This is a genomic window from Pseudonocardia sp. DSM 110487 (assembly GCF_019468565.1).
Classification (GTDB): domain Bacteria; phylum Actinomycetota; class Actinomycetes; order Mycobacteriales; family Pseudonocardiaceae; genus Pseudonocardia.
Map to the genome: position 1 here is coordinate 5410843 of NZ_CP080521.1, position 23029 is coordinate 5433871.

Annotated in this window: 25 protein-coding genes; 10 read left to right on the plus strand and 15 right to left on the minus strand. The window is 71.1% G+C overall.

Annotated elements, in window-relative coordinates; all coding sequences use genetic code 11:
* Positions 1–17 precede the first annotated feature (17 nt).
* From K1T35_RS25245 to K1T35_RS25255, 3 genes are all read right to left on the minus strand, one after another.
* Positions 18–1346: an enolase C-terminal domain-like protein gene (locus K1T35_RS25245; RefSeq protein ID WP_220254163.1), complete on the minus strand. Its 1329-nt coding sequence runs from the start codon at positions 1344–1346 to the stop codon at positions 18–20.
* The gene (gene kdgD / locus K1T35_RS25250) at positions 1346–2260 is read right to left on the minus strand and encodes a 5-dehydro-4-deoxyglucarate dehydratase (RefSeq protein WP_220254164.1); all 915 of its coding nucleotides are present in this window, start codon (positions 2258–2260) and stop codon (positions 1346–1348) included. Before kdgD ends, K1T35_RS25245 begins: the two co-directional genes overlap by 1 nt.
* Positions 2261–2330: 70 nt before the next feature.
* On the minus strand, positions 2331–3215 hold the full coding sequence (locus tag K1T35_RS25255) for a LysR family transcriptional regulator (protein WP_220254165.1): 885 nt from the start codon (positions 3213–3215) through the stop codon (positions 2331–2333).
* A gap of 103 nt (positions 3216–3318) precedes the next feature.
* On the opposite strand from K1T35_RS25255, the gene K1T35_RS25260 reads away from it, so the two are divergent.
* The 7 genes from K1T35_RS25260 (at position 3319) to K1T35_RS25290 (ending at position 10063) form a co-directional block, all read left to right on the plus strand.
* Complete coding sequence (locus tag K1T35_RS25260) at positions 3319–4332, plus strand: tripartite tricarboxylate transporter substrate binding protein (RefSeq protein ID WP_220254166.1); 1014 nt, start codon at positions 3319–3321, stop codon at positions 4330–4332.
* Positions 4329–4859 (plus strand): tripartite tricarboxylate transporter TctB family protein, encoded by a 531-nt coding sequence (locus K1T35_RS25265; protein WP_220254167.1) that lies wholly within the window; start codon positions 4329–4331, stop codon positions 4857–4859. Before K1T35_RS25260 ends, K1T35_RS25265 begins: the two co-directional genes overlap by 4 nt.
* 12 nt (positions 4860–4871) lie before the next feature.
* On the plus strand, positions 4872–6374 hold the full coding sequence (locus K1T35_RS25270; RefSeq protein ID WP_220254168.1) for a tripartite tricarboxylate transporter permease: 1503 nt from the start codon (positions 4872–4874) through the stop codon (positions 6372–6374).
* The gene (locus K1T35_RS25275; RefSeq protein ID WP_220254169.1) at positions 6371–6760 is read left to right on the plus strand and encodes a universal stress protein; all 390 of its coding nucleotides are present in this window, start codon (positions 6371–6373) and stop codon (positions 6758–6760) included. Before K1T35_RS25270 ends, K1T35_RS25275 begins: the two co-directional genes overlap by 4 nt.
* A 31-nt stretch (positions 6761–6791) precedes the next feature.
* On the plus strand, positions 6792–7424 hold the full coding sequence (locus K1T35_RS25280; RefSeq protein WP_220254170.1) for a TetR/AcrR family transcriptional regulator: 633 nt from the start codon (positions 6792–6794) through the stop codon (positions 7422–7424).
* Between the two features lie 70 nt (positions 7425–7494).
* On the plus strand, positions 7495–8817 hold the full coding sequence (locus K1T35_RS25285; protein ID WP_220254171.1) for an MFS transporter: 1323 nt from the start codon (positions 7495–7497) through the stop codon (positions 8815–8817).
* On the plus strand, positions 8810–10063 hold the full coding sequence (locus K1T35_RS25290) for a hypothetical protein (RefSeq protein WP_220254172.1): 1254 nt from the start codon (positions 8810–8812) through the stop codon (positions 10061–10063). Before K1T35_RS25285 ends, K1T35_RS25290 begins: the two co-directional genes overlap by 8 nt.
* Positions 10064–10148: 85 nt before the next feature.
* On the opposite strand, the gene K1T35_RS25295 is transcribed toward K1T35_RS25290, so the two are convergent.
* The 9 genes from K1T35_RS25295 to K1T35_RS25335 form a co-directional block, all read right to left on the minus strand.
* Positions 10149–10871, minus strand: coding sequence for an ABC transporter ATP-binding protein (locus K1T35_RS25295; RefSeq protein WP_220254173.1), 723 nt, complete (start codon positions 10869–10871; stop codon positions 10149–10151).
* The gene (locus K1T35_RS25300; RefSeq protein ID WP_220254174.1) at positions 10868–11701 is read right to left on the minus strand and encodes an ABC transporter ATP-binding protein; all 834 of its coding nucleotides are present in this window, start codon (positions 11699–11701) and stop codon (positions 10868–10870) included. The genes K1T35_RS25295 and K1T35_RS25300 overlap by 4 nt, the downstream gene beginning before the upstream one ends.
* Entirely contained in the window at positions 11701–13395 is a 1695-nt protein-coding gene (locus K1T35_RS25305; protein WP_220254175.1) for a branched-chain amino acid ABC transporter permease, read from the minus strand. The genes K1T35_RS25300 and K1T35_RS25305 overlap by 1 nt, the downstream gene beginning before the upstream one ends.
* A complete protein-coding gene (locus K1T35_RS25310) occupies positions 13392–14318 on the minus strand; it encodes a branched-chain amino acid ABC transporter permease (protein WP_255620685.1) in 927 nt (308 codons plus the stop codon). The genes K1T35_RS25305 and K1T35_RS25310 overlap by 4 nt, the downstream gene beginning before the upstream one ends.
* Before the next feature lie 5 nt (positions 14319–14323).
* Positions 14324–15559 carry a branched-chain amino acid ABC transporter substrate-binding protein gene (locus K1T35_RS25315; RefSeq protein ID WP_255620686.1) on the minus strand — a complete coding sequence of 412 codons (1236 nt, stop codon included), beginning with the start codon at positions 15557–15559 and terminating at the stop codon, positions 14324–14326.
* A 172-nt stretch (positions 15560–15731) separates the two neighbouring features.
* Positions 15732–16412: a response regulator transcription factor gene (locus K1T35_RS25320; RefSeq protein WP_220254176.1), complete on the minus strand. Its 681-nt coding sequence runs from the start codon at positions 16410–16412 to the stop codon at positions 15732–15734.
* Positions 16409–16582 carry a hypothetical protein gene (locus K1T35_RS25325; protein ID WP_220254177.1) on the minus strand — a complete coding sequence of 58 codons (174 nt, stop codon included), beginning with the start codon at positions 16580–16582 and terminating at the stop codon, positions 16409–16411. Before K1T35_RS25325 ends, K1T35_RS25320 begins: the two co-directional genes overlap by 4 nt.
* Positions 16583–16601: 19 nt before the next feature.
* Positions 16602–16811, minus strand: a complete 210-nt coding sequence (locus tag K1T35_RS25330) for a histidine kinase dimerization/phosphoacceptor domain-containing protein (protein ID WP_220262847.1) — start codon at positions 16809–16811, stop codon at positions 16602–16604.
* Positions 16811–17491 (minus strand): DUF998 domain-containing protein, encoded by a 681-nt coding sequence (locus K1T35_RS25335; RefSeq protein ID WP_255620687.1) that lies wholly within the window; start codon positions 17489–17491, stop codon positions 16811–16813. The genes K1T35_RS25330 and K1T35_RS25335 overlap by 1 nt, the downstream gene beginning before the upstream one ends.
* A gap of 108 nt (positions 17492–17599) precedes the next feature.
* Between K1T35_RS25335 and K1T35_RS25340 the strand changes: the two genes are divergently transcribed.
* Positions 17600–18211 (plus strand): TetR/AcrR family transcriptional regulator, encoded by a 612-nt coding sequence (locus tag K1T35_RS25340; RefSeq protein ID WP_220254178.1) that lies wholly within the window; start codon positions 17600–17602, stop codon positions 18209–18211.
* A 165-nt stretch (positions 18212–18376) separates the two neighbouring features.
* Here K1T35_RS25340 and K1T35_RS25345 read toward each other — a convergent pair whose 3' ends face one another.
* A complete protein-coding gene (locus tag K1T35_RS25345) occupies positions 18377–19408 on the minus strand; it encodes a Clp protease N-terminal domain-containing protein (protein ID WP_220254179.1) in 1032 nt (343 codons plus the stop codon).
* A gap of 180 nt (positions 19409–19588) precedes the next feature.
* Between K1T35_RS25345 and K1T35_RS25350 the strand changes: the two genes are divergently transcribed.
* Complete coding sequence (locus K1T35_RS25350) at positions 19589–20914, plus strand: sensor histidine kinase (protein WP_220254180.1); 1326 nt, start codon at positions 19589–19591, stop codon at positions 20912–20914.
* 5 nt (positions 20915–20919) lie between these two features.
* On the plus strand, positions 20920–21579 hold the full coding sequence (locus tag K1T35_RS25355; protein WP_220254181.1) for a response regulator transcription factor: 660 nt from the start codon (positions 20920–20922) through the stop codon (positions 21577–21579).
* Between the two features lie 14 nt (positions 21580–21593).
* Here K1T35_RS25355 and K1T35_RS25360 read toward each other — a convergent pair whose 3' ends face one another.
* Together K1T35_RS25360 and K1T35_RS25365 are read right to left on the minus strand one after the other, a co-directional pair.
* A complete protein-coding gene (locus K1T35_RS25360) occupies positions 21594–22016 on the minus strand; it encodes a hypothetical protein (protein ID WP_220254182.1) in 423 nt (140 codons plus the stop codon).
* Between the two features lie 138 nt (positions 22017–22154).
* On the minus strand, positions 22155–22796 hold the full coding sequence (locus K1T35_RS25365; protein WP_220254183.1) for a LysE family translocator: 642 nt from the start codon (positions 22794–22796) through the stop codon (positions 22155–22157).
* Positions 22797–23029: the final 233 nt, after the last annotated feature.

Sequence of the window (23029 nt, forward strand, 5' to 3'; positions counted from 1 at the left end):
GCTGCTCCTCTTGCAGGTCAGCGGACGAGGCACGGGCGCTTGGGGTCGAACTCCCAGCCCGGCACGAGGTACTGCATCGCGACGGAGTCGTCGCGCGCGCCCAGCCCGTGCTCGCGGTAGAGCTCGTGCGCGGCGGCGAGGGCATCGGGGTCCAGCTCGACGCCGAGGCCGGGCGCGGTCGGTACCGCGATCGCGCCGTCGCGGATCGGCAGCGGCTCACGCGTGAGCGCCTGCCCGTCCTGCCAGATCCAGTGCGTGTCGAGCGCGGTGATCGGTCCCGGAGCCGCCGCTCCGACGTGGGTGAACATCGCGAGCGACACGTCGAAGTGGTTGTTGGAGTGCGAGCCCCAGGTCAGCCCGAAGGAGGAGCACAGCTGCGCGACGCGCACGGAGCCGCGCATGGTCCAGAAGTGCGGGTCGGCGAGCGGGATGTCGACGGCATCCGTGCGCACGGCGTGCGCGAGCTGGCGCCAGTCGGTGGCGATCATGTTGGTGGCGGTGGGCAGGCCGGTGGCGCGGCGGAACTCCGCCATGGTCTCCCGGCCGGAGAAGGAGCCCTCCGCGCCGACGGGGTCCTCGGCGTAGGCGAGCACGTCGTGCAGGTCACGGCAGAGTTCGATCGCCTCGGCCAGTGGCCACGCGCCGTTCGGGTCGAGGGTGATGCGCGCATCCGGGAAGCGGGCGGCGAGAGCGCGCACGGCGGCGACCTCCTCCTCGCCGGAGAGCACACCGCCCTTCAGCTTGAAGTCGGCGAACCCGTAGCGGGCCCGCGCCGCCTCGGCGAGCGCCACCACGTCCTTCGGGGTCAGCGCGGGCTCGCGGCGCAGCCGCTCCCAGTCGTCGGCGGGGTTCTCCTCGGCCACGTAGGGCAGGTCGGTGGCGCGCCGATCACCCACATAGAACAGGTAGCCGAGCACCGGAACCGAGTCACGCTGCTGCCCCTCGCCGAGCAGCTCGGCAACGGGGACGCCGAGGTGCTGGCCCAGCAGGTCGAGCAGGGCCGACTCGAGGGCCGTCACGGCGTGGATGGTGGTGCGCTGGTCGAAGGTCTGCAGGCCGCGGCCGCCCGCGTCCCGGTCGGCGAATCCCTCGGCAACCGACCGCAGGAGCGACCCGGCGCGGGCCACCGGCTTCCCGACTAGCAGCTCGGCGGCATCCGCGATCGTGCGGCGGATCGCTTCGCCCCCTGGCACCTCGCCGACGCCCGTGCGTCCCGCGCTGTCGGTGACGATCGCGATCGTGCGGGTGAAGAACGGGCCGTGCGCGCCGCTCAGGTTGAGCAGCATGCTGTCGTGCCCGGCGACGGGCACGACCTCCACCCGAGCGACCGTCTGGGCGCCGGTCATCAGGAGACCTTCTGCACCAGTGTCGCCAGCTCGGCGCGCTCGTCCTCGGTGAGGTCGGTGAGCGGCGGACGCACGCGGCCGCCGTCCCGCCCCACCGCCGTGAGGCCCGCCTTGATGATCGATACCGCGTACCCCTTCTCGCGGTCGCGGATGTCGAGGTACGGGATCACGAACTCCGACAGCAGCCGGTAGACCGTCTCCCGGTCCTGCTGGCGAACCGCTGCGTAGAAGCGCAGCGCGAACTCGGGCAGGAAGTTGTACAGCGCGGAGGAGTAGGTGCTCACGCCCAGCTGCAGCAGCGGCAGCGCGAACGTCTCGGCGGTGGGGAGGCCGCCGATGTAGGTCAGCCGGTCGCCGAGCCGGGCGTAGATGCGGGTGAGCCGCTCGATGTCGCCGACGCCGTCCTTGAAGCCGACCAGGTTCGGGTTGCGCTCGGCGAGCTCCGCGACGGTCGTGTCGGTCAGCACGGCGTTCGCCCGGCTGTAGACGATCACGCCGAGGTCGGTGGCGCGACACACGGCGCTGACGTGCTCGGCGAGGCCACGCTGTCCCGCCTCGGTGAGGTACGGCGGGAACAGCAGCACGCCCGAGGCGCCCGCGTCCTGCGCGGCCTTCGCCTGCGCCACGGCGAGCGCGGTGCCCCCGGTGGCCGGCGCGACGACGGGAACCAGGTCACCGACCTCCGAGACGGCCGTGCGGACGACGTGGTCGACCTCGGGCGGGGTGAGCGAGAAGCCCTCCCCGGTGCCGCCGGCGGCGAACAGGCCGGCCACGTCGAACCCGGCCTGCCAGGCCAGGTGCTCCCGGTAGCGGGGCTCGTCGAACTGGAGGTCGGCGTCGAAGTGGGTCACCGGGAAGGACAGCAGGCCGGACCGGAGCCGGTCGGCGAGTTCGTCCGGGGGCAGCAGCGTCACGCGGTCACCGTAGAAACACCGACGATGCCTGTCCAAGAGCAGTTCCGCATGGTGCGATACCTGTCCAGCATTACGAGTAGCCTCCGAGGACGTCGAGGACCCGCCACAGCGCCGGGTTGGCCGACTCCCTTGCCCACAGCAGGTGCAGCTCCGCCGGTTCGGGCACGGGCGTCGCAAGCCGCACGAAACCGACGCCCTCGATCCGCAGCCGGGTCGCCGATGCCGGCACGAACGCGATGCCCCGGCCCGCGGCGACGAGCCAGAGCATCGTGAGCACCTGGCTCACGCTGTGGACGATGTCCTCATGGGGGATCGGAACGACACCCGCGATCAGGTCGTAGAAGTAGCGGGCCTTCGTGGGCGAGTGCATGATGACCGGCTCGCCGACGACGTCGTCCGCGGTCACGTCGCGGTCGAGCGTGAGCAGCCGGTGGCCGGCAGGCGCCGCGACGAGCATCGGCTCGCGGTGCAGCAGCCGCGAGTCGAACGTGTCGCGGTCGAACGGCGGGCGGGCGAGCCCGATGTCGATCTCGCGGTTGGCCAGCGCCGCCACCTGCTCGCGGGTGACCATCTCGGCCAGATCCACGTCGACATCGGGCAGCCGACGGCCGAGCTCGTTGAGCAGCTCACCGAGGACGCCGTAGGTGGACGCCGCGGTGAACCCGATGCGCACCACGCCACTGGTCCCTGACGAGACGCGCCGCGCCAGGTCGGGGGCCGCGTCGGCGAGTGCCAGCAGCCGCCGGGCCTCGGTGAGGAACACTCGGCCTGCGGCCGTGAGGTTGACCCGCCGGTTGTCGCGCACGAGCAGCTGCGCGCCGACGGCCCGCTCCAGCTTCTGGATCTGCCGCGAGAGCGGTGGCTGCGTCATCTTCAGGCGGACGGCGGCCCGGCCGAAGTGGAGCTCGTCGGCGACGGCCACGAACCCGCGCAGCTGCTCGAGCGTGTAGGCCATGCACGAACGGTATCAATCCATGCCACATCGGATTTGGACAGGCATGACCGCCGTTCCTAGGCTGCCCCGGCAAGGAACGCGGCTTCTCGAAGGGGAGAACGACATGACCAGGACCCTCGCTGGGCGCCGCTGGCCCTCGATCGGGCTCGGGCTCGCCCTCGCCGTCGCGCTCACGGCCTGCGGCGGCAACCTCGGCTCCGGCAGTTCCGAGGACGCAGCGGAGTTCCCTGGCGGCGACCCCGTCACGATCCTCGTCGGAGCGGACCCCGGTGGCAGCACCGACCTGATCGCCCGTGCGCTCGCCGAACCGGCGTCCGACGACCTCGGCGTGCCGGTCGTCGTCGAGAACCGGCCGGGCGCCAACGGCGCCCTCGCCGCCCGCGAGCTCGCGAGCGCCGCCCCGGACGGCCACCGGCTGATGATCTTCAACGGGAGCCTCGCCTACATCACGCCACTGGCGGTCTCCCCCGAGGAGGCCGTCGACGTCGCGGACTACGAGATCATCACCGGCGTGTCCCAGGACGACTACGTGCTCGTGACCGCGCCGTCCTCCGGCCTGCGCACGGTGCAGGACCTGGCGAACGCGGGCCGCCCGATCACCTACGGCACCACCGGCGTCGGCACCGGCAGCGAGCTGTCGCAGGCCCTGCTGTTCAGCCAGGCCGGCATCCCCGCCAGCGCCGTGCCGTTCGACGGGGGCTCCCCCACCCTCACCGCGGTGCTGGGCGGCCAGGTCGACGTCGGCTCGATCCAGCTCGGCGAGGCGGTGGAGCAGATCCAGGCGGGCACGCTCACGCCGATCGTGACGTTCGCCCGGCAGCGCCCCTCCTACCTGCCCGACACCCCCACCGCGGTGGAGGCGGGCTACGACGTCCCGGTGCAGCAGTCCCGCGCCGTCGCGGCGCCGAAGGGCACCCCGCCCGCGGTGCTGGACCGGCTGCGCGCGTCGTTCCAGAAGGCGTTCGCCACCGACGCGTACAAGCAGTTCAACACCGACAACCAGCTCACGCCCAACGAGGTCGGCGGCGAGGAGCTGCGCGCGCAATGGACCGGGAGCCTGGACAGCTACCGCCGGGTCACCGAGCAGTACGGCATCAAGTTGGGCGGGCAGGGGTGAGCTCCGAGGAGTCGACGCCGGCCGCGGCGGCGCGACTCTCGGACGCCATCCACGAGGTGGAGGAGGCCGAGCACGAATTCCGGCCACCGGTCGCCGGGCGGGTGACGGACGTCGTCGTCGGGATCGCGGTGCTGGGGCTCGGGGTGGCCGCGCTCGCCGGCTCACTCGCCCTCGGGGTCGGCAGCCCACGCGCCCCCGGCACCGGGACGTGGCCCTTCCTGGTGAGCGTCGTGCTCGTCGTGCTCGGGCTGGGACTGCTGGCGCTGACGGGGCGGATGCACGACGCGGAGCGGTTCACCCGCGCCGGCTGGCTCGTCCTCGCGGGCCTCGCCACCATGATCGCATTCGTCACGGTGATCTCGCTGATCGGATTCGAGATCCCGGCGGCGCTGCTGATGTTCGTGTGGCTGAAGTTCCTCGGCGGCGAGTCGTGGCGATCCTCGATCGTCACCAGCCTCGCCACCGTTCTCGCGTTCTACATCGTCTTCGTCGGGCTGCTCGCGGTCCCGATCCCGCACATGTTCTGAGGAGTTCAGCGCGTGGACCTGACTCCGGTGGTCGAGGGCTTCAGCGTGGTGCTGGAGCCGACCAACCTCCTGTTCTGTCTCATCGGCGTGGTCGTCGGCATGCTGATCGGGGTGCTGCCAGGGCTCGGCCCCGCGGCCACGATCGCGATCCTGCTGCCGATCACGTTCGGGCTGGAGCCGGTGACCGCGATCATCATGCTCGCCGGCATCTTCTACGGCGCCCAATACGGCGGCACGATCACGTCGGTGCTGCTGCGGCTGCCGGGCGAGGCGTCGTCGGTGGTCACCGTGTTCGACGGGCACGCGCTGGCGCGCCAAGGCAAGGCCGGCACCGCGCTGGGCATCGCCGCGATCGGATCGTTCATCGGCGGCACGGTGTCGATCATCGCGTTGTCGCTGCTCGCACCGATCGTCGCGGGCTTCGCGCTCGACTTCGGCCCGCCCGAGTACACCGCCCTTGCCCTGCTGGGCATCCTGCTGGTCGCGACGGTCAGCAGCGGCCACCGGCTCAAGGCGCTCGTCGCCGCCTGCATCGGCCTGCTGCTGGCCACCGTGGGGCGCGACGGCTTCACCGGAGCCGCGCGGTTCACCTTCGACAACCTCTCGCTCGCCGACGGCATCGACTTCGTACCGATCGCTATGGGCCTGTTCGGGCTCGGGGAGATCCTCTACAACCTCGAGGAGCGCCACCGCTCGGTGCAGGCGCCCGCGCGCGTCGCGAACGTCTGGCCGTCCCGCGCCGACCTGCGGGCGTCATCCGGGGCCATCGGCCGGGGATCGGTGATCGGCTTCGTGCTCGGGATCCTCCCGGGCGGCGGTGCGGTGATCTCCTCGCTCGCCGCCTACGGCCTCGAGAAGCGCCGGTCGAAGCACCCGGAACGCTTCGGGCGGGGTGCGGTGGAGGGCGTCGCGGCACCGGAGACCGCGAACAACGCCGCGGCCACCTCGTCGTTCATCCCGCTGCTGACGCTGGGCATCCCGGCGAACGCGACTATGGCGGTGATCTTCGGCGCGCTGCTCATCCAGGGCGTGAGCCCCGGCCCTCAGCTGGTCTCCGAGCACCCGGAGCTGTTCTGGGGCGTGATCAACTCGATGTACATCGGGAACATCCTGCTTCTGATCATGAGCATCCCGCTGGTCGGCCTCTTCGTGCGGATCCTGCGCGTACGCGCAACGATCCTGGCGCCGATCACGGTCCTGATCACCCTGATCGGCGTCTACACCGTGGGCAACGACGTCTTCGACATCATGCTCGTGATCTTCTTCGGCGCCGTGGGCTACTTGATGAAGAAGCTCGGGTTCGAGCCGGGCCCGCTCGTGCTCGCGTTCGTGCTCGGCTCCCTGCTCGAGGAGTCCCTGCGCCGGTCGCTGATCATCTTCGAGGGCGATGCCACCGGGTTCGTCACCCGCCCGATCTCCGGCACGCTGCTCGCCGCGTTCCTGGTGGTCGCCCTCCTCCCCCTGGTCCGGGCCGCGCTGGCGCGGCGCCGCTCCGAATCGAAGGAGACTGTATGACCGTCCTCGTCGGATTCGTCCCGAACGCGGAGGGCGAGGCCGCGTTCGCCGCGGGCCTCGACGAGGCCCGCAGGCGCGGGGAGGACCTGCTCGTCCTGAACTCGCCGCGCGACGGTGCCCCGGTGAGCGCCGACGTCGCGCCACCGGAGCTGGTCGCCGACCTCACTGCCAGGGCTGAGGCGGCCGGGGTCGCGATGCGGCTCGTGCAGGAGGCGCGCCGCGGGGAGCTGGCCGACGAGGTGCTCCGCGCGGCCTCCGACGCGGACGCCTCGGTGATCGTCGTCGGCCTGCGCCGCCGCTCCCCCGTCGGCAAGCTCATCCTGGGCAGCAGCGCGCAGCGGATCCTCCTCGAGGCCGACCGGCCGGTGCTCGCGGTGAAGCCCTAGACCGGCATACCGAAGGATCTACGCTGTATCAGTGACCGATCTGCGGCGGCGGATCCTCGAGGCCGCGCTGGCCATCGCGGATGAAGGAGGGCTCTCGGCTGTCACGATGCGGGCCGTGGCGCAGCGTGTCGGGGTCAGCCCGATGGCGCTGTACCCGCACGTCGCGGGCAAGGAGGCGCTGCTCGACGGGATGGTCGACGTGTTGCTGGCGAAGCTGCTGCCGTTGGTCGACTCGTTGCCCGTCGACGCTGACTGGTGGAGCCGGCTCTCCGCCCTCGCCCGCGGGTTCCGCGCGCTCGCGATCGACCACCCCAGCGCCTTTGCGCTGTTGCTCTCCCGCCCGTCGGTGACGCCGGAGGCCGTGCGGGCGACCGATGTCGTGTACGGGGCGGTGCTCGAAGCCGGTGTTCCCGAGGCCGACGTGCCTCGGATCGAGCGTCTGATCTCGACCTTTGTGATCGGCTTCGCCGCGTCAGAGGTCAACGGCCGCTTCAGCCGCGGCACCCTCGACCCGCGCAGCCGACGCGCGCAGCTCGCCCTGGCCGAGGCGCCCGGGCACTACCGCCTCGCCGAGTACCTCGACCAGCCCATCGACTGGGACGCGGAGTTCGAGGCCGATCTCGCCGATCTCCGCGCACTCATCGAGCTCGCCCGCCACCGTTAACCAGGCCTGTCGTCGGTCGTGTGACGGGGATCTCCAACCGTCGCTATACAACGTATATACGATGTAGATCGTGATCAGGGGATCAGTGGCGCTCAGCGCCGGCCCGACTGCCGCTGGGGCGACCCGGCGCGGGCGGCTCGGCTTCTACTGTTACGACTGGGCGAGCGCGGTCTTCACGACGGTGCTGACTTCGGTGTTCTTCGGTCCGTACGTCACGGCCGTCGCGGAGCGGGCCGCCGACGTGCAAGGACGCGTGACTCCGCTGGGTATCCCCGTCCCTGCCGGCTCCTACTACCCGTACCTGGTGAGCCTCGCGATCGTCGTGCAGGTCGTCGTGCTGCCCGTCGCGGCCGCGCTGACCCGGCGGTGCGAGAAGGGGGCGGTGCTGGCCGTTCCGGCGCTGACCGGGGCGGCGGCGACGCTCGGCATGTCCATGACGGGCGGCACCGACTACGTGCTGGTCGGAGCGTTGTACGTCCTCGCAACCGTCGCGCTGGGGGCGTCGATCGGCGTCGTCAACACCTACCTTCCCGTCATCGCGGGGCCCGCGCAGCGGGACAACACCTCGGCCCTTGCATCCGCGGCCGGCTTCGCGAGCGGCGGTCTCCTGCTGGTGGCTGCCCTGATCCTGCAGGTCAACCAGGAGGTGTGGGGTCTTCGTGAGGACGACACGGCGCGCGTGGCGATGGTCGGCGTCGGGCTGTGGTGGCTCGTGTTCACGGTCGTCGCGATTTGGCTGCTGCGGGCGTATGGCCGGCCCGACGCTGATGCCAATGGCTCGTTCCGCGGGCTGCTCACGGCGGTCCGGCAGCTGCGCGAGCGGCGGCGCGCGGCGTGGTTCCTGGTCGCGTTCTTCCTCTACAACAACGGCACCCAGACGGTCACCGCGCTCATCGCCACGTATGCGGTGCTGGGATTGGGGCTTACCCAGGGCGACGTCATCGCCGTCGTGCTGGTCGTCCAGTTCGCCGCCGTCGCCGGCACGGCCGCGCTGGGCCGCGTTGCAGGGCGCTACGGCGCGCGTGCCGTGCTGGGATCGCTGGTGGCGGTCTGGTCGGTGGTCATCGTGGTGGGCGGGCTGATGCCGGCCCGGTCGCCCGGCCTCTTCACCGCACTGTGCGCGGGTGCGGGCCTCATCGTCGGCGGCACGTACGCGCTGTCGCGCTCGATGTTCATCGGCCTGGTGCCACCGGAGCACGTCTCCGTGTACCTCGGGATCTTCGAGGTGGTCGCCCGCTGCTTGACCTTCCTCGGCCCGGCGGCCTACGCCCTCACGCTCCAGTGGACCGCCAGCCATCGCACCGCGTGGCTGTCCATCCTGGCCTTCCTCCTGGCCGGCGGGATCGTCCTGCTGACCGCGGTGCGGAACCGGGAGGCGCTGCCCGATGCCTGACCAAGCCCGCTACCGGGTCCTGCTCACCGAGTCGTCCAGTGCCTCGGCCCGGGAGGTGCTCACCGTGCTCGGCCGGCAGGGCCATCGCGTCGACGTCATGGACAGCGGCGGGCTCTCGTTCACCCGGTACTCCCGGTGGGTGCGCCGCCGCCACCGCGCCCCGGCGTTCGCCGCCGACCCGCTCGCCCACCTCGACGCCCTTCGCCACGTGCTGCGGGAGCACCCCTACGACGTGCTCCTGCCCACCCACGAGCAGCTCGTCGCGATCGCTCGCCACCGTGATGAGTTCGCTGGGCTCGTCCCTGGGCTCGCCGTGCCCCGCTTCGCCGCGGTCCGTCGGGTCCAGGACAAGGCCGACGCGGTCCGTCTACTCGCCGATCTCGGCCTTCCCCAGCCGGACACCCTGCTGGTCCGCGGGCCCGGCGAGCTGGTCGCCCGGGCCGAGCAGCTTCCCGCCTACGTGAAGGTGCCGGTCGCGACGGGCAGCCGCGGTGTGTGGCTCGCCGCGGACGAGGCCGCTCTCGGCCGGATCGCCGATGACCCGGCCGTCCGGGAGGTCTTCGCCGGCGGGGGCGAGGTGCTGGTGCAGCGGCGGGTGACGGGTCCGCTCGTCATGGTCCAGGCACTGTTCCGGCACGGCACGCTCGTCGGCCTGCACACCGCCCTGCGCCGCCGGGAGGGCGTGCAGGGCAGCGCGTCGGCCAAGGAGTCGGTGGTCCTCCCGGACGTCGCAAAGCATCTCGCTCGGCTCGGCGCCGCGCTCGACTGGCACGGCCCGCTCTCCCTCGACGCCGTGGTGGACGAGGGCTCGGGCGAGGTGCGCTACATCGATCTCAACCCACGCCTGGTCGAGCCGGTGAACGCCGAGCTCGCCGGAGCCGACCTCGTGCGCCGCTGGCTGGCCGTCTCGCTCGGCGAGCAGGTCGGCCCGATCGCCGAACCCCGGCCAGGCGTGCGCACCCACATGCTGCTCATGGCGCTGGTACGACACGCCGAGCTCGGAAGAGGGCGGCGGCACCTGCTCGGTGAGCTGACGCGGGCCGTGACGCAGCGCGGGTGGTACACGCACAGCCACGAGGAGCTGCTCCCGATCGGCGATGATCCCGGCGGCGCCTTGCTGGTCGGAGTAGTCGCGGCCTGCCTGCTCGTCTCGCCCGGGCTGTGGCGACGCCTCGCCGGCTCAGGAGCGCCGCCCCACGCCCTGACGGCGGACGGATGGCGGCAGCTCACCCGACCGGTCAGCTGACCGCCAGCGCCCGATCCTTTCGAACGTGCAGAACAACCCCGGCCTTCGCCACCGCCACGTCCGTGTCGTGTGAATCGTCCGCGCCTCAACTCGTGACACCGTCTCCGAGGTAGGCCGCGCGCACGCGCGGGTCGGCCAGCAGCTCCGGCCCGGTGCCGGACAAGGTGGTGCGGCCGAGATCGATCACGTAGGCGTGGTCGGACAGCGACAACGCCGCCGGGGCGTTCTGCTCCACCAGCAGCACCGTCGTGCCCGCTTCCCGCAGCTCGTGGACCGTCTCGAGGATCGTCCGGGTCATGATCGGCGACAACCCCATCGTCGGCTCGTCGAGCATGAGGAGCTGCGGGCGCGACATCAGGGCCCGGCCGATGGCGAGCATCTGCTGCTCACCGCCGGAGAACAGGCCGGCCTTGTCCCCCCGGCGGTCGCCGAGCACCGGGAACAGCGCGTAGATCCGCTCCATGTCGGCCACCACGCCGGGCTCGTCGCGACGGGTGTAGGCCCCCAGGCGCAGGTTCTCCTCCACCGTCATGCGCGCGAAGAGCCGCCGCCCCTCCGGGCTGTGCGCCACGCCGCGGGCGAGGATCTCGTGCGCGGGCAAGCGATGCATCGGCTCGCCGTCCAGCAGAATCTCGCCCGAGACGGGCCGCAGCAGACCGGAGATCGTGCGCAAGGTGGTGGTCTTGCCCGCGCCGTTGCTGCCGATCAGGCTGACGATCTCACCTCGGCCGACGGAGAACGACACGCCCCGCACTGCCTGGATCGCGCCGTAGGCGACCGTCAGATCGCGGACCTCGAGGAAACTCACCTGCGCCGCCCTCCACCGACCCGGTCGGCCGGCGTCCCCAGGTAGGCCTCGACGACCCGTGGGTCGCCGCGCACCCGCCCCGGCGGGCCCTCGACCAGCACCTCGCCGCGCACGAGCACCACCACGCGGTCGCACAGGCCGAAGATGAACTTGGTGTCGTGCTCGATGACGACCACCGAGACCCCCAGGTCACGGATCGCGAGGACCAGCTGACGCGCGGCCGCGGTCTCCTGGGCGTTCATGCCCGCGGTCGGCTCGTCGAGCAGCAGCACCGCCGGATCGGTCGCCAGCGCCCGGGCGATCTCCAGCCGGCGCTGGTCGCCGTAGGGCAGGTTGCGGGCCAGCTCGCCGGAGAACCGACTCAGCCCGACGAACGCCAGCAGCTGGCCCGCTCGCGCCGCGGCCTCGGCCTCGCTGCGCCGGAACGCCCGCCCGTGCAGCAGCGAGGACAGCGGGCCCTGTTTCATCCGGGAGTGCCGTCCGACCAGCACGTTCTCCTCCGCGGTCATGCTCGGGAAGAGCCGGATGTTCTGGAACGTCCTGGCCACCCCGCGCTCGGTGACCCGCGCGGGGTCCTGCGGCAGCGGCGCCCCGCGCAACACCACCGAGCCCGACGTGGGCGTGTACAGCCCAGTGAGGCAGTTGAACAGGGTGGTCTTGCCGGCGCCGTTCGGTCCGATCAGGCCGATGATCTCGCCCTCGGCGAGCGTGAACGACACATCCTTCAGGGCGGTGAGGCCGCCGAAGCGCATGGACACGGTGGTGGCCTGCAGGATCGGCCGGCCGCCCACCCGCGGACGACCGAACTCCACCGTCGGCTGCTCGGACATCAGGCGCCCGCCTTCGCCGGGACCACGGGGAGCACGACGGTGGGCTGCTCCGTTCCCGGTGCGAGCTCCGCCCGCCGATGGGCGTCGGCCACAAGGCCCTGCGGCCGGAACCGCATGATGAGGACGAGTGCGATCCCGAAGAGCAGCAGCCGGTAGTCGGAGAACTCCCGCAGCTTCTCCGGCAGCACGAACAGGATCGACGCACCGAGCACCGCACCCGGGATCGTCCCCATCCCGCCCAGTACCACCGCGGCGAGCAGGGTGACCGACTCGATGAACCGGAAGCTCTCGTACGAGACGGTGGCCGTCTTGTGCGCGAAGAACGCGCCGGCGAGCCCGGCGAGCACGGCGCCGACGAGGAACGCGAGGACCTTGATCGGCCCGGTGCGGACGCCCATCGCGCGTGCGGCGTCCTCGTCCTCGCGGATCGCGATCCACGCCCGCCCCAACCGCGAGTTCTTCAGGTTGGAGAAGACGAGCATGGCGCCGGCCACGACGAGCACGATCAGCGCGTAGTAGAGCACGCCGGGCGCCAACCGGATGCCGCCGATGACCAGTTGGTCGTCGAAGGCCTGGCCGAACACCGACAGCGATGGAACACCGGGAATCGCGTTCGAGCCCCCGGTCAGCCCGCCGATGTCGTTCTGGGCCACGCGGACGAAGATCTCGCCGAAGGCGAGCGTGACGATCGCGAGGTAGTCGCCGCGCACCCGCAGCGTCGGCGACCCCACGATCGCGCCGAAGATCCCCGCGACCACCGCGCTGATGACCATCACGAGCGGGAACGGCAGCGCGATCCCGATCTTCGACGCCGCGGCGCCGGACAGGTTCGCCGCGACGAACGCCCCGATCCCCAGGAACGCGACGTACCCCAGGTCGAGCAGTCCGGCCAGGCCCACCACGATGTTCAGCCCGATCGCGGTGGCGGCGTACACGCCGATGTTCGCCGCCACCGTCATCCAGTACTCGCTGCCAGCCTCGGTGAACGGCAGCGCGAGCGCGCACAGCAGCAGCACGCCGACGCCGAACCCCCGGTGACGCTCCGACAGTGCCGCCACCCACGACAACAGCCCCGACGCGTGCAGCGCACCCGTCCCGGCCCCGGCGGCGGCGAGGAACGACAGGAACACCGCGCCCGCGTACATGTTCGCCGCGCCGCCCTGCCCGCCGCTGGTGAGCAGCGCCGACACCAGGATCAGCAGCAGCACGAACACACCCAGCAGCACGAGCCGCTCCCACCACGGGGACAACCGCCACAGCCACACCGGTGCCGCCGCATCACGTGCGGCCGCCGCCACGATCAGAGCTCCGCCCGCCACCGCGACGGGAGCCCCGAACGCCACGTCCCCCTCGGAGAGGGTGACGGCTCCGAGCCCGCCGCCGTCCACCGCGATCCACAGCCCGTTGACGGCGCTCACGGCGACGACGCCGGCACCCAGCGCGCGCAGGATCCGCCCCTGCCCCGGAACCGGCACGAGCGTGAGCACCACCGCCGCGACCCCGAAGACCAGCAGGTGCAGCCGGTACCCCTCCACCCCGAGCGGCTCCGTGAAGAACTCGAGAGTGGCCTTCCCCGGATACGGACCGTCGTTCAACACGAAGGTCGCCCACGGCAGGCACGTCCCGGCGACGGTGAGCAGGCCGCCGATCAACCGCAGCGCAGTGCTGACAGGGGTCGCTGTACCGATCGTCATGCCCGCACCCGCTCCGTCTCCCCGAAGAAACCCTGGGGCCGGAACACCAGCACCGCGATCAGCACGACGAAGATCCAGACGTAGTCGTAGGCGGTGCCGCCCGGCAGGTACTGCCCCCCGAGCGCTTTCACGAGCCCGACCACCAGCCCGCCGACCACGGCGCCCCGGATGCTGCCGATCCCGCCGAGCACGGCGGCGGTGAACGCGAAGATCCCGGTCTGGAACCCGATGTCGATGTTGACGAAACCCAGGTCGGCGCCGTAGAGGATGCCGGCGACCCCCGCCAGCACCCCGCCGAGGGCGAACGTCGCCACGATGACCCGGTCCGGGTCGATCCCCATCAACCGCGCGGTGTCCCGGTCCTGCGCGATGGCGCGCATCGCCCTCCCCAGCCGCGAGTGGTCGACGAACCGCTGCAAGGCGATCGCCAGCACCACCGACACGACGATGATCAGCGCGCCGGTGTAGCGGATCGGCACGCCGTCGCCGATGGGGAGGACGTAGGCGCCCTCGACGAACACCCGGGGGTACGGCAGCGGCGAGATCGCCCCCGGGTAGAAGACCCGCACCACCTCCTGCAACGCGACCGACACCCCGAGCGCCGTGATCAACGGCGCGAGCCGCGGCGCGTCACGCAGCGGCCGGTAGGCGAACCGCTCCATCGCCACCGCCACCGCCACCGAGACCGCAGCGCCGCCCACGAGCAGCAGCGGCAACGCGAGGTACCACTGCTGTGCCAGGAACCCGGGCAGCAGGTAGGTGGATGTCGCCAGCCCGCCGTACGCGCCCACCATGAACACCTCGCCGTGGGCGAAGTTGATCAACTGGACGATGCCGTAGACCATCGTGTAGCCCAGGGCGATCAGCCCGATCAGCGAACCGAGCACCAGGCCGTTGACCGTCTGAGAGAGCAGCGTCGACAAGATGATCAGTTCGACGGCTCGAAGACACCGGTCTCGAGGGGCTCGAACTCGCCGTCCTTCACCGTGGAGACCGTCAGGACCTTGTTCGTGGTGTCGCCGAACTCGTCGAACGCCACCGTCCCGCTGGCCCCGGGAAGGTTGAGCCGCTGCACGGCCTCGACGAGCCGCCGCCTGCTGGACTCGTCGAACTCGCCGTTCCGCACGACGCCCGCCAGCGCCCCGATGATCACGTTGGTCGCGTCGAAGGTCATCGGGCCGTACGCGCTGGACGGCTCGGCGTAACCCGCCGCCGCGTACGCGTCGACGAACGCCCGCGCGCTGGCCAGCGACTCCACCGGCGCGCCGATGTTCGTCGCGAAATCACCGGGCCGCCCACCCAGCTCGATGTACTGCGGGTCGGCGATGCCGTCGCCGCCCATGAGCGGGATGTCCAGGCCTGCCTCCGCGAGCTGCCTCGACAGCGGGCCCGCCGCCGGGTACTCGCCGCCGTAGTACACCGCGTCCGGCCGGCTCGAACGGATGGCGGCGATCGTCGACGAGAAGTCGGTGTCCTTCTCCCCCACCTTCTCCCGGGCCACGATGCGGGCGCCGAGGCGCTCGGCCTCCTTCACGAAGTTCTCCACCAGCCCGACGCCGTAGGTCTTGCCGTCGTCGATGACCGCGATCTTCTTCTTTCCCGCCTTCTGCACCAGGTGGCGCGCACCGAACGGGCCCTGCACGAGGTCGTTGGCCGCCACGCGGAAGTAGGTCGGGAAGGGACGCTGCGGCTCGGTTGCCGCCTTCTCCCCCCTCGTCAACGCGGGCCCGGTGTTGGCCGGCGAGACCTGCACGATCGACCGCTGCGCGAGGATCGGGGCGGCCGACTGCGCCGTGGAGGAGTTGTACGTCCCCACGACCGCCACCACCTTCGGGTCCGAAGCCAACTTCGTCGCCGCCTGCGCGGCGATCTGCGGGAGGCTCTGGTCGTCCTCGGGCTGGAAGACCAGGCGGTATCCCGGGACGGTGCAGTTCTCGTTCGCCTGGTCGATCGCCAGGTCCGCGGAGTTGCGCATCCCCATGCCGAACGCTGAGACACCGCCCGACATCGGCGCGATCATCCCGATGACCAGCGTGCCCTTGCTGGTGTCGCACGACGAACCAGCGGCGGCGTCGCCCTCCGAACGGTTCGTTCCGCACGCCGCGAGCAGCGTCGCGCCGACCAGGACCGCCCCGGCCACGGCGACTGCGCGTCTCCGACTCATCGCTGTTGCATCCCCCATCACGTCGGTGATCGGGCCCGGAGCCCGACGGCGAGGACGCTAAACGGGTGAACGGGCTTCGGTCGTCCCACCCAGATGGGAACTCTGTCTACCCCCAAAGGGGTAGACGTCTGGCCTCGTTCAGTCGCCAGACTGCCTCGTTGATCGCCGAGCGCTAGCCCGAATGAGGGAGACGCGAGGAGGCGGGCTGGACCAGCCCGGTCTCGTACGCCACGACGACGGCCTGCGCCCGGCTGCTCAGCTGCAGCTTCGCCATCAGGTGCTTGACGTGGGTCTTCACGGTCGCCTCGCTGAGCACCAGCCGCTGGGCGATCTGGGCGTTGGTGAGGCCGGTGCCCACCAGGCGCAGGATCTCCGTCTCGCGCGGGGTCAGCCCGGACAGGTGGGCGGTCGCCGCGGCCGCAGTCCGGTGGTGTTGGGCGTAGGCCTCGACCAGCCGGTGAGTGATGCGCGGCGTGATCAGGATGTCGCCCGCCGCGACCGTGTGCACGGCGGAGATGATGCGGTCCGGCGGGGTGTCCTTGAGCAGGAAGCCGGACGCGCCCTCGCCGAGTGCCGTGTACACGTACTCGTCGACGTCGAACGTGGTCAGCACGATGATCCGCGGGCGGTCCTCGCCCGCGGCCAGGATCCGGCGGGTGGCCACGATCCCGTCCAGCACCGGCATCCTGATGTCCATCAGGATCACGTCGGGACGGGTCTCGGCCGCCAGCCGGACGGCCTCGGCTCCGTCGGCGGCCTCGCCGACGACGTCGAGACCCGGCGCGGCGCTCAACAGGGCGACGAGCCCACCGCGAATCAGCGCCTGGTCGTCGACGACGAGTATGCGAATCATGATCCGTCCTCGCTGATCGGCAGGCGCAGGACCACGGCGAACCCGCGCCCCTCCCGAGGTCCGGCCGTGAGCACACCGCCGTAGAGCTCGGCACGCTCCCGCATGCCGCGGATGCCGTGCGGATCCGGCGACGGGGGTCCCGGCACGGAAGCGGCCCCGTCGCCGCTCACCGAGAGGGTAAGGGTCTCCTCACCGTAGTCGATCTCGATCCGCGCCCGCGCCGGGCCGGCGTGCTTGGCGACCGGCATCGGCCGCGGTGCCGATCGCGACCTTGGCCGTCGCCGGGTCGGCGTCGAGCACGTACCGCGCGAGGCCCGCCTGCAGCGCGACGACCGACATGTGGTGGGCGACGATGTCGTGCAGCTCCCTCGCGATGCGCAGCACCAGGGCGGACTGCATCACGTCCGCCGGATCGACACCCCCGCGCAGCCGAGGCCGATCAGTAACGGATAGACGGCGCAGCGTTCTACGAGACCGATCAGGACGTTGGCCCCGGAGCCGGCGAGGGCGAGGAAGCCGACCAGTGACACCAGGCCGAGCCCGCCGAGCACGACCATTGCCCTCCCCGGATTCGGGGGGACACCGATGAGCCGGTGCACACGCCCGAGAACGATGACGAGCACGTTGCCGCCGACGATGGCCGCGATGGCACCCAGCCCGTGATAGGCGCCGGTGGCGTCGTTCATCGCCTCGGCGGATCCGGGGAAGAACGCCAGCACGATGCCACCGACGGCCAGAGCGGCCGCCGGCACGAGCACGGCCCCACGGCGCCGGCCGCGCAGGCCCCTGAGCATGGCGACGCCGGCGAGCGCCGTGATCCCGAAGAGGAAGAAGCCGGTGTTCATGACCCAGGCGAGCGGCGAGTACATGAACTGCCCGAGCGCTTCCGAGGGGCCGCGGACCCCGAGGTTGCTGATGTAGTGGTACGTGTAGCTGTAAGGGGGATCCGTCCATGCCGCCGCGGCGATGAACTCGGCGAGGAAGAAGATCACCGCCGAGGCGACGAGCATCGTGCCGGCGTGGCGTTGCATCGTCCGACGCCCTTCGAGGGCGAGCGTCTCCGGCTCTGCAGGCTTCAAGGGCTTCTTCTCTCGTGGCTCATGGTTCACTGGCCTGACAACGAAACTGTATCGATACCAGGTTTGGTGTCAAGCCAGTTACGCTCCCGGTACAGTAATGTCGGCGGCATGGCCAACGCAGACCCACCGGGACGTCGGGAGCGAAAGAAGGCAGCCACGCGCAGGACGATCGTCGACGCGGCGACCGAGCTGTTCCTTGCGCGCGGCTTCGACGACGTGAGTGTGCGCGAGATCGCCGACAAGGCAGACGTGTCCCCGACGACCGTGTTCGCGCACTTCCCGCAGAAGGAAGCGATCCTGTTCGACGACGAGACCGCGCAGCACGAACGGCTCGTCTCCGCGATCCGCGACAGGCCCGCAGGCGCGTCCATTTCGACGGCACTGCGGGACCTCTACTGCTCCGAGCTCGCCGAGATGACGTCGCGGCCGAACGGGCCCCGGGTTCTCGAGCTGATGGAGTCGACCCCGTCACTCGTGAACTACGCGTCCCAGATGTGGCTACGCCACGAGGACGCGCTCGCGGCGGCAATCGCCCAGGAGTTCGGGCAACCGGAACCGAGCGACGAGGTACGGGCCTACGTGCGGTTCGCGCTCCAGATCCAGCTGCTCGCCTCGGACAGCCCCGATCCGGACGCGATGGTCAGCACGGGATTTCGGGTCCTCGACCACGGGTGGAACCAGTACGCGGAGCAGGCCGCGCCCTCAGCTGTGCGCCACTAGTGTCCCCCGCCGGCGGGCGGTGTCTGGGTGGTCTCGATGGTCACGCGGTTCACGGTCAACGACGTGCACACGCTGCTCGATCTGGTCGACCGCTGCCTCAGTGTCGCGCTCGTGTCGCGCGGACTGCGCGACGCCGGTGACCCACGGGTTGTCGGCCTGTGGCCTTCACTCGGTCGAATGGTCGGCCAGCGATGCGTGCAGCGTGGCCGGGGCCACACCCAGGTGGCGCAGGGCTGGCCCGATGGGGTCGGCCGGGTCGTCGAGTTGCGCCATGATCAGGTGAGTTGTCCCCACCACCTTGTCTCCGCGGCGGGCCGCGACGAGTTTCGCCCCTGCCGTCGCCTTGTCGATCTCATTGGCCGACGGTGTGATGTCCGTTGCCAGCAGTGCCGCCGGGTCCACTCCCGCAGCACGCAGTGCTGCCGCACCCCCGGACTCGTACTCGGGGCGGAGCCGGTGCCCGGCGTTGGCGAGCTGGTCGTCCAAAGTCAGCACCGCCGCCACGAGATCGATGGCGGTGGCCCCGGGTCGGCCGGCCCGCGCCGCGTGCCGGATGGCCTCGTTCCGGACGGCCAGCAGCATCGGACCACCGAGGTCGCTTCCGCGGGCGATGAGCCACGTCAGCCAGCGCACATAGCCCCCGCCGGATTCGCCTTGCAGGGCACCGGCTTTGCGTAGCAGCCACACCGCTGGTGTGTCCTCCGGGCGCGCCACCACGCGCACAGCCGCCGTCGTCTCCTCGACGTTCACCCGGTGCACGGTGAACAGTTCGGCGGCCCGCCCGGATGGTGCGCGCAGCAGCGCCAGCGCGAGGTCGGTCGTGGTCAGTACGCCGTTGCTGGCGTTGGCGATCGCCTCGCGCAGGCACTCGCGCAGCGCCCCGGTCTCCGGCAGGGCGGGCTCCTGGCCGGCAGCGTGGTTGACATCTCGCATGAGGGCCGTGACGTCAGCGTCCGGAGGTCCGTCCGGACCGGCGTCGTTGTCTGCCCAGTGTTCCGTGCCGCGGGCAGCGGCCTTCGCGCGCAACGCGGCCCGGCCCAGCACGCTGGCGGCACCGGTGGTGTCTGCCAGTGCGATGAGCAGGTTCTCGGTGCCCACCGCGGGGGACTCCAGTTTCGCGGCGCGGCGCACGGCGGCGGTCAGCACCTTCACCACCTCTCGCGATGGTGTGACGGTAGTGGTACTGCCGTTGGTCACGGGCTCCTCCTCGGTACGGCCTCGACGCCGCCAACGCTAGGAAGCACAACCGGTCCGGCGCTGCTGTCGACCGGCCGGCAGATCGTGGCCGATCGGCCATCACGGCCGACCGACCGGCACTGGCCGGTGATCGACCGGGCCACGGACAATGGGTGCTCCCACCCGATCTTGGAGACACCCGTGCACCGATGGCTCGCCGCCGCCACGATCCGGCGGATTCCGCCACGCGACGTGGTGTTCGCGGCGCTGGTCGTCGCGGGGGGCGCGGTGTCGCCGTGGCTGATCAACTCGAATACCGCCGTGGCAGTGGTCGCCACGGCGGCGGGCGCGGTGCTCCTGCTGGCCCGACATCGCTGGCCGGAGTTCGCCTTCCTCGGGTCCGCCCTGGTCTATGTCTCCCCGTCACTGGGGGCGCTTCTCGGAGTGGTGATCACCTCGGCCACCGCCGGTCGCCGGGTCCGCCCAGCCGGGCGGCTACTGCTCATCACGGTCGTGGCGATCGTGGCGACGACGGGGATGCAGGTGCAGCTGGACCCCGGCGAGGAATCGACGAGCCTGCTGGTGATAGGGAACGGCGCGCTGTCGGTGGTGCTGCTGGGCCTGCCCGCACTGGCCGGCGCGCTGCTGAGCGGACGGCGGCCACTGACGCGGTTGTTGCGCGAGCGCAACGAATACCTGGAGCGTGCCACGTTGCTCACAGCCGCGAACGCCCGCGCCGAAGAACGGACCCGTATCGCCGGGGAGATGCACGACCTGCTCGGCCACCGCCTCAGCCTGATCTCCATACACGCCGGGGCTGTGGAATACGTGACCGCGACCAGCGCGCCGCAGGTCAGTGAGCAGGCAGAACTGCTGCGCACGGCCGCGCACACCGCGCTGGAGGAACTACGACAAATCCTCATCGTGCTCCGTGTGCCTGGCTACGGGGACGCCGAGGACGTCGAACTGACCGGTACGCGGGCCGACGTGACGGGACTGGTCGAGCACTCCCGCGAGGCGGGCATCGAGGTGCGGCTGCAGTGGCATGGAGACGATCTGTCAGACGTCGACGTGCGGACTCGCCGAGCGGTACACCGGGCCGTGCGGGAAGGGCTGACCAACGTGCATCGGCACGCCGCGACGGCCGGGACCGTTGTCGTGGTCGACGCCGGACACGACCGAATTCGGGTGGCGGTGACCAACGGGCCGACGCAGGCCCCGAGCACGCTCCTCGGCACCGGCCGTGGGCTGGCCGGGCTGAGCGAACGTGCAGCGCTGGTGGGTGGCACCGTCACCGCGGCACCGGAAGCGGGCGGGTTCGCGTTGCGGTTGGACGTGCCTCGGGAACCACCGGCCCTGTCCCAGCTTCCGGCGCCGGAGTACATCGGTGTGGAACCGCCGCCGCCGAGTAGAGCCAATGTGCTGACCCTCCCGCGGATGCTGGGCATCGGCTGCGTGGGGCTGTTGGTGGGCATGGTGCTGGTGATCGCGGTCGGCGGACTGATCGTGCTGCTCGCCTTAAAGTGAGCCGGGTGATCCGCGTGCTCATCGCCGACGACGAGGCCCTCATGCGCGCCGGGATAGGCCTGATCCTCGCCAACGCCCCCGATGTAGAGGTGGCTGCCGAGGCGGACAACGGCCCCGCGGCGGTACGTGCGTGCCAGGAACACAAGGTGGACGTGGCGTTACTGGACATTCGCATGCCCGGCGGCGATGGTCTCGCGGCCACGAGGGAGATCGCGCGCCTGAGCCCGCGGACCAACGTCGTGGTGCTCACGACGTTCGGCGAGGACCGCTATGTGGCGGAGGCGATGCGCTCGGGTGCGACCGGGTTCCTCCTCAAGGACACCGGTCCCGCCGACCTGGTGCACGCGGTGCGCACAGCCGCGCGAGGCGAGTCCGTGCTGGCACAGCAGATCACCCGCAGACTGGTCGAGCGGCACCTGGTGTCCGGCGGTGCCAGTGACGAAGCGCGACAGCGGGTGCGGAAGCTGACCCCGACCGAGCGGGACGTGCTCCGGCTGGTGGGCACGGGTGCCTCGAACGCGGAAATCGCCGCCGAACTGTTCCTCGGCACCGGCACGGTGAAGGCGCACCTGAGCCGGGTGCTGACCCAGCTAGGTTGCGCCAACCGAGTGCAGGCAGCCATCGTCGCGCACGAGGCTGGCCTGCTCACCGCCCAGCCCGGCTGACGCCCGAGTCTCACTCAGAGGTTGCGGACCAGCTGAACGGCATCGGGGAGGGAGAGTTCGGGCTGTTCGGCCCGCAGCATCCGCGCCGCCGCCACCTCACCGGCGCGCTCACGTTCTGCGCGTACGGCCGCCGCTCGGCCCGGCTCGATCTCGACCGGTGTCGTGCTCGCCGCCGGGCGTCGCCGCAATTCCCAAACCGCTGTAGCAACGGCGACCAATGCGAGCATGATGGCCAAAGGCCACCAGGTTCGGCTCGGATGTACTGGGAAATCTACGAGCTCGGCCGCCGCGGCGAGGGCAGCCGCGGTCAGCAGGACGGTGGGGGTGATCCAATCTCTCATGCGCGGACGTGGAGCCTGGTCGCTCATCCTTGTCCGTTCCGCCGATCGGCTGTGCGTCGTCGTCGAAAGTCGTCGAAAGTCATTGAGCTGCGCCACGAGGTCGCGGTATTCCGTCGAACCAGCCGGGCCCGCGCCTGGACCGGGCCGACCCTAGCAACCACTGGCGCTGTGCCTGGCCGGGCCGGCGGAGAAGATCGATCGCACATGGCTCTGATTGTGTGCCGCGCCGCGGTGTCAGCGCGCGGTGACGGCCACCCGCAGCCCGAGCCCGACCAGGACTGTGCCGCTCATCGCCTCCATCCGCGCCCGGATCCGCGGCCTGCGCAGCCACCCGCCCGCTCGCGCCACCCCGGCCGCCAGTGCCAGGTAGAACCCGGTCTCCAGCACGACCTGCAGCGCGGCCAGCACTGCGGTGGTGGCGAACAGCGGCATGTCGACCGGCACGAACTGCGGGTAGAACGCGATCATGAACACGGCCGCCTTCGGGTTGGCGAGCATGACGATGAAGCCCTCGCCGAACGCCGCCCACCCCCTCGCCGGCGTGACCGCCGCTGGTTCCGGCTCTGCCGGGGGCCGCCGGCGCTGCAGCCACGCCGCCCGCCACGCCCGCACCCCCAGGAAGATCAGGAACGCGGCGCCCGCGACCCGCAGCACCAGGTAGGCGACCTCCGACGCCGCTACCAGGGCGGCGAACCCGGCGGCGGCCAGCAGCGCCCACACGTACAGCCCCGCCTCCAACCCGAGCACGGTGGGCACGGCGCCGCCGAACCCGCGCAGCGCCGCCCGCCGCAGGATCAGCGCCATCGCCGGACCCGGCGAGGCCGAGATGAGGAAGACGGCGACGACGAAGGCGGGGAGGGCGGCGACGAGATCCACGCAGTGGACCCTTCCAGCGCCGTACCGGGGTGTCGACCGAAATCGATCCCGCCGTGACACACCGACTCGTCACCGCGCCCAGGCCGCTCGCACACCGATTGTGGCGGCGAGAGCCTTGCTGCGCTGATCGAATGCGACCGCGAGCAATGCTTGAGACCTGTGGATGAGCAGGAGGGGTCGCACCCTCCCGATCACCTGCAAGCCCTCGAGCAAGATCGGCGCGCCAACGCCGG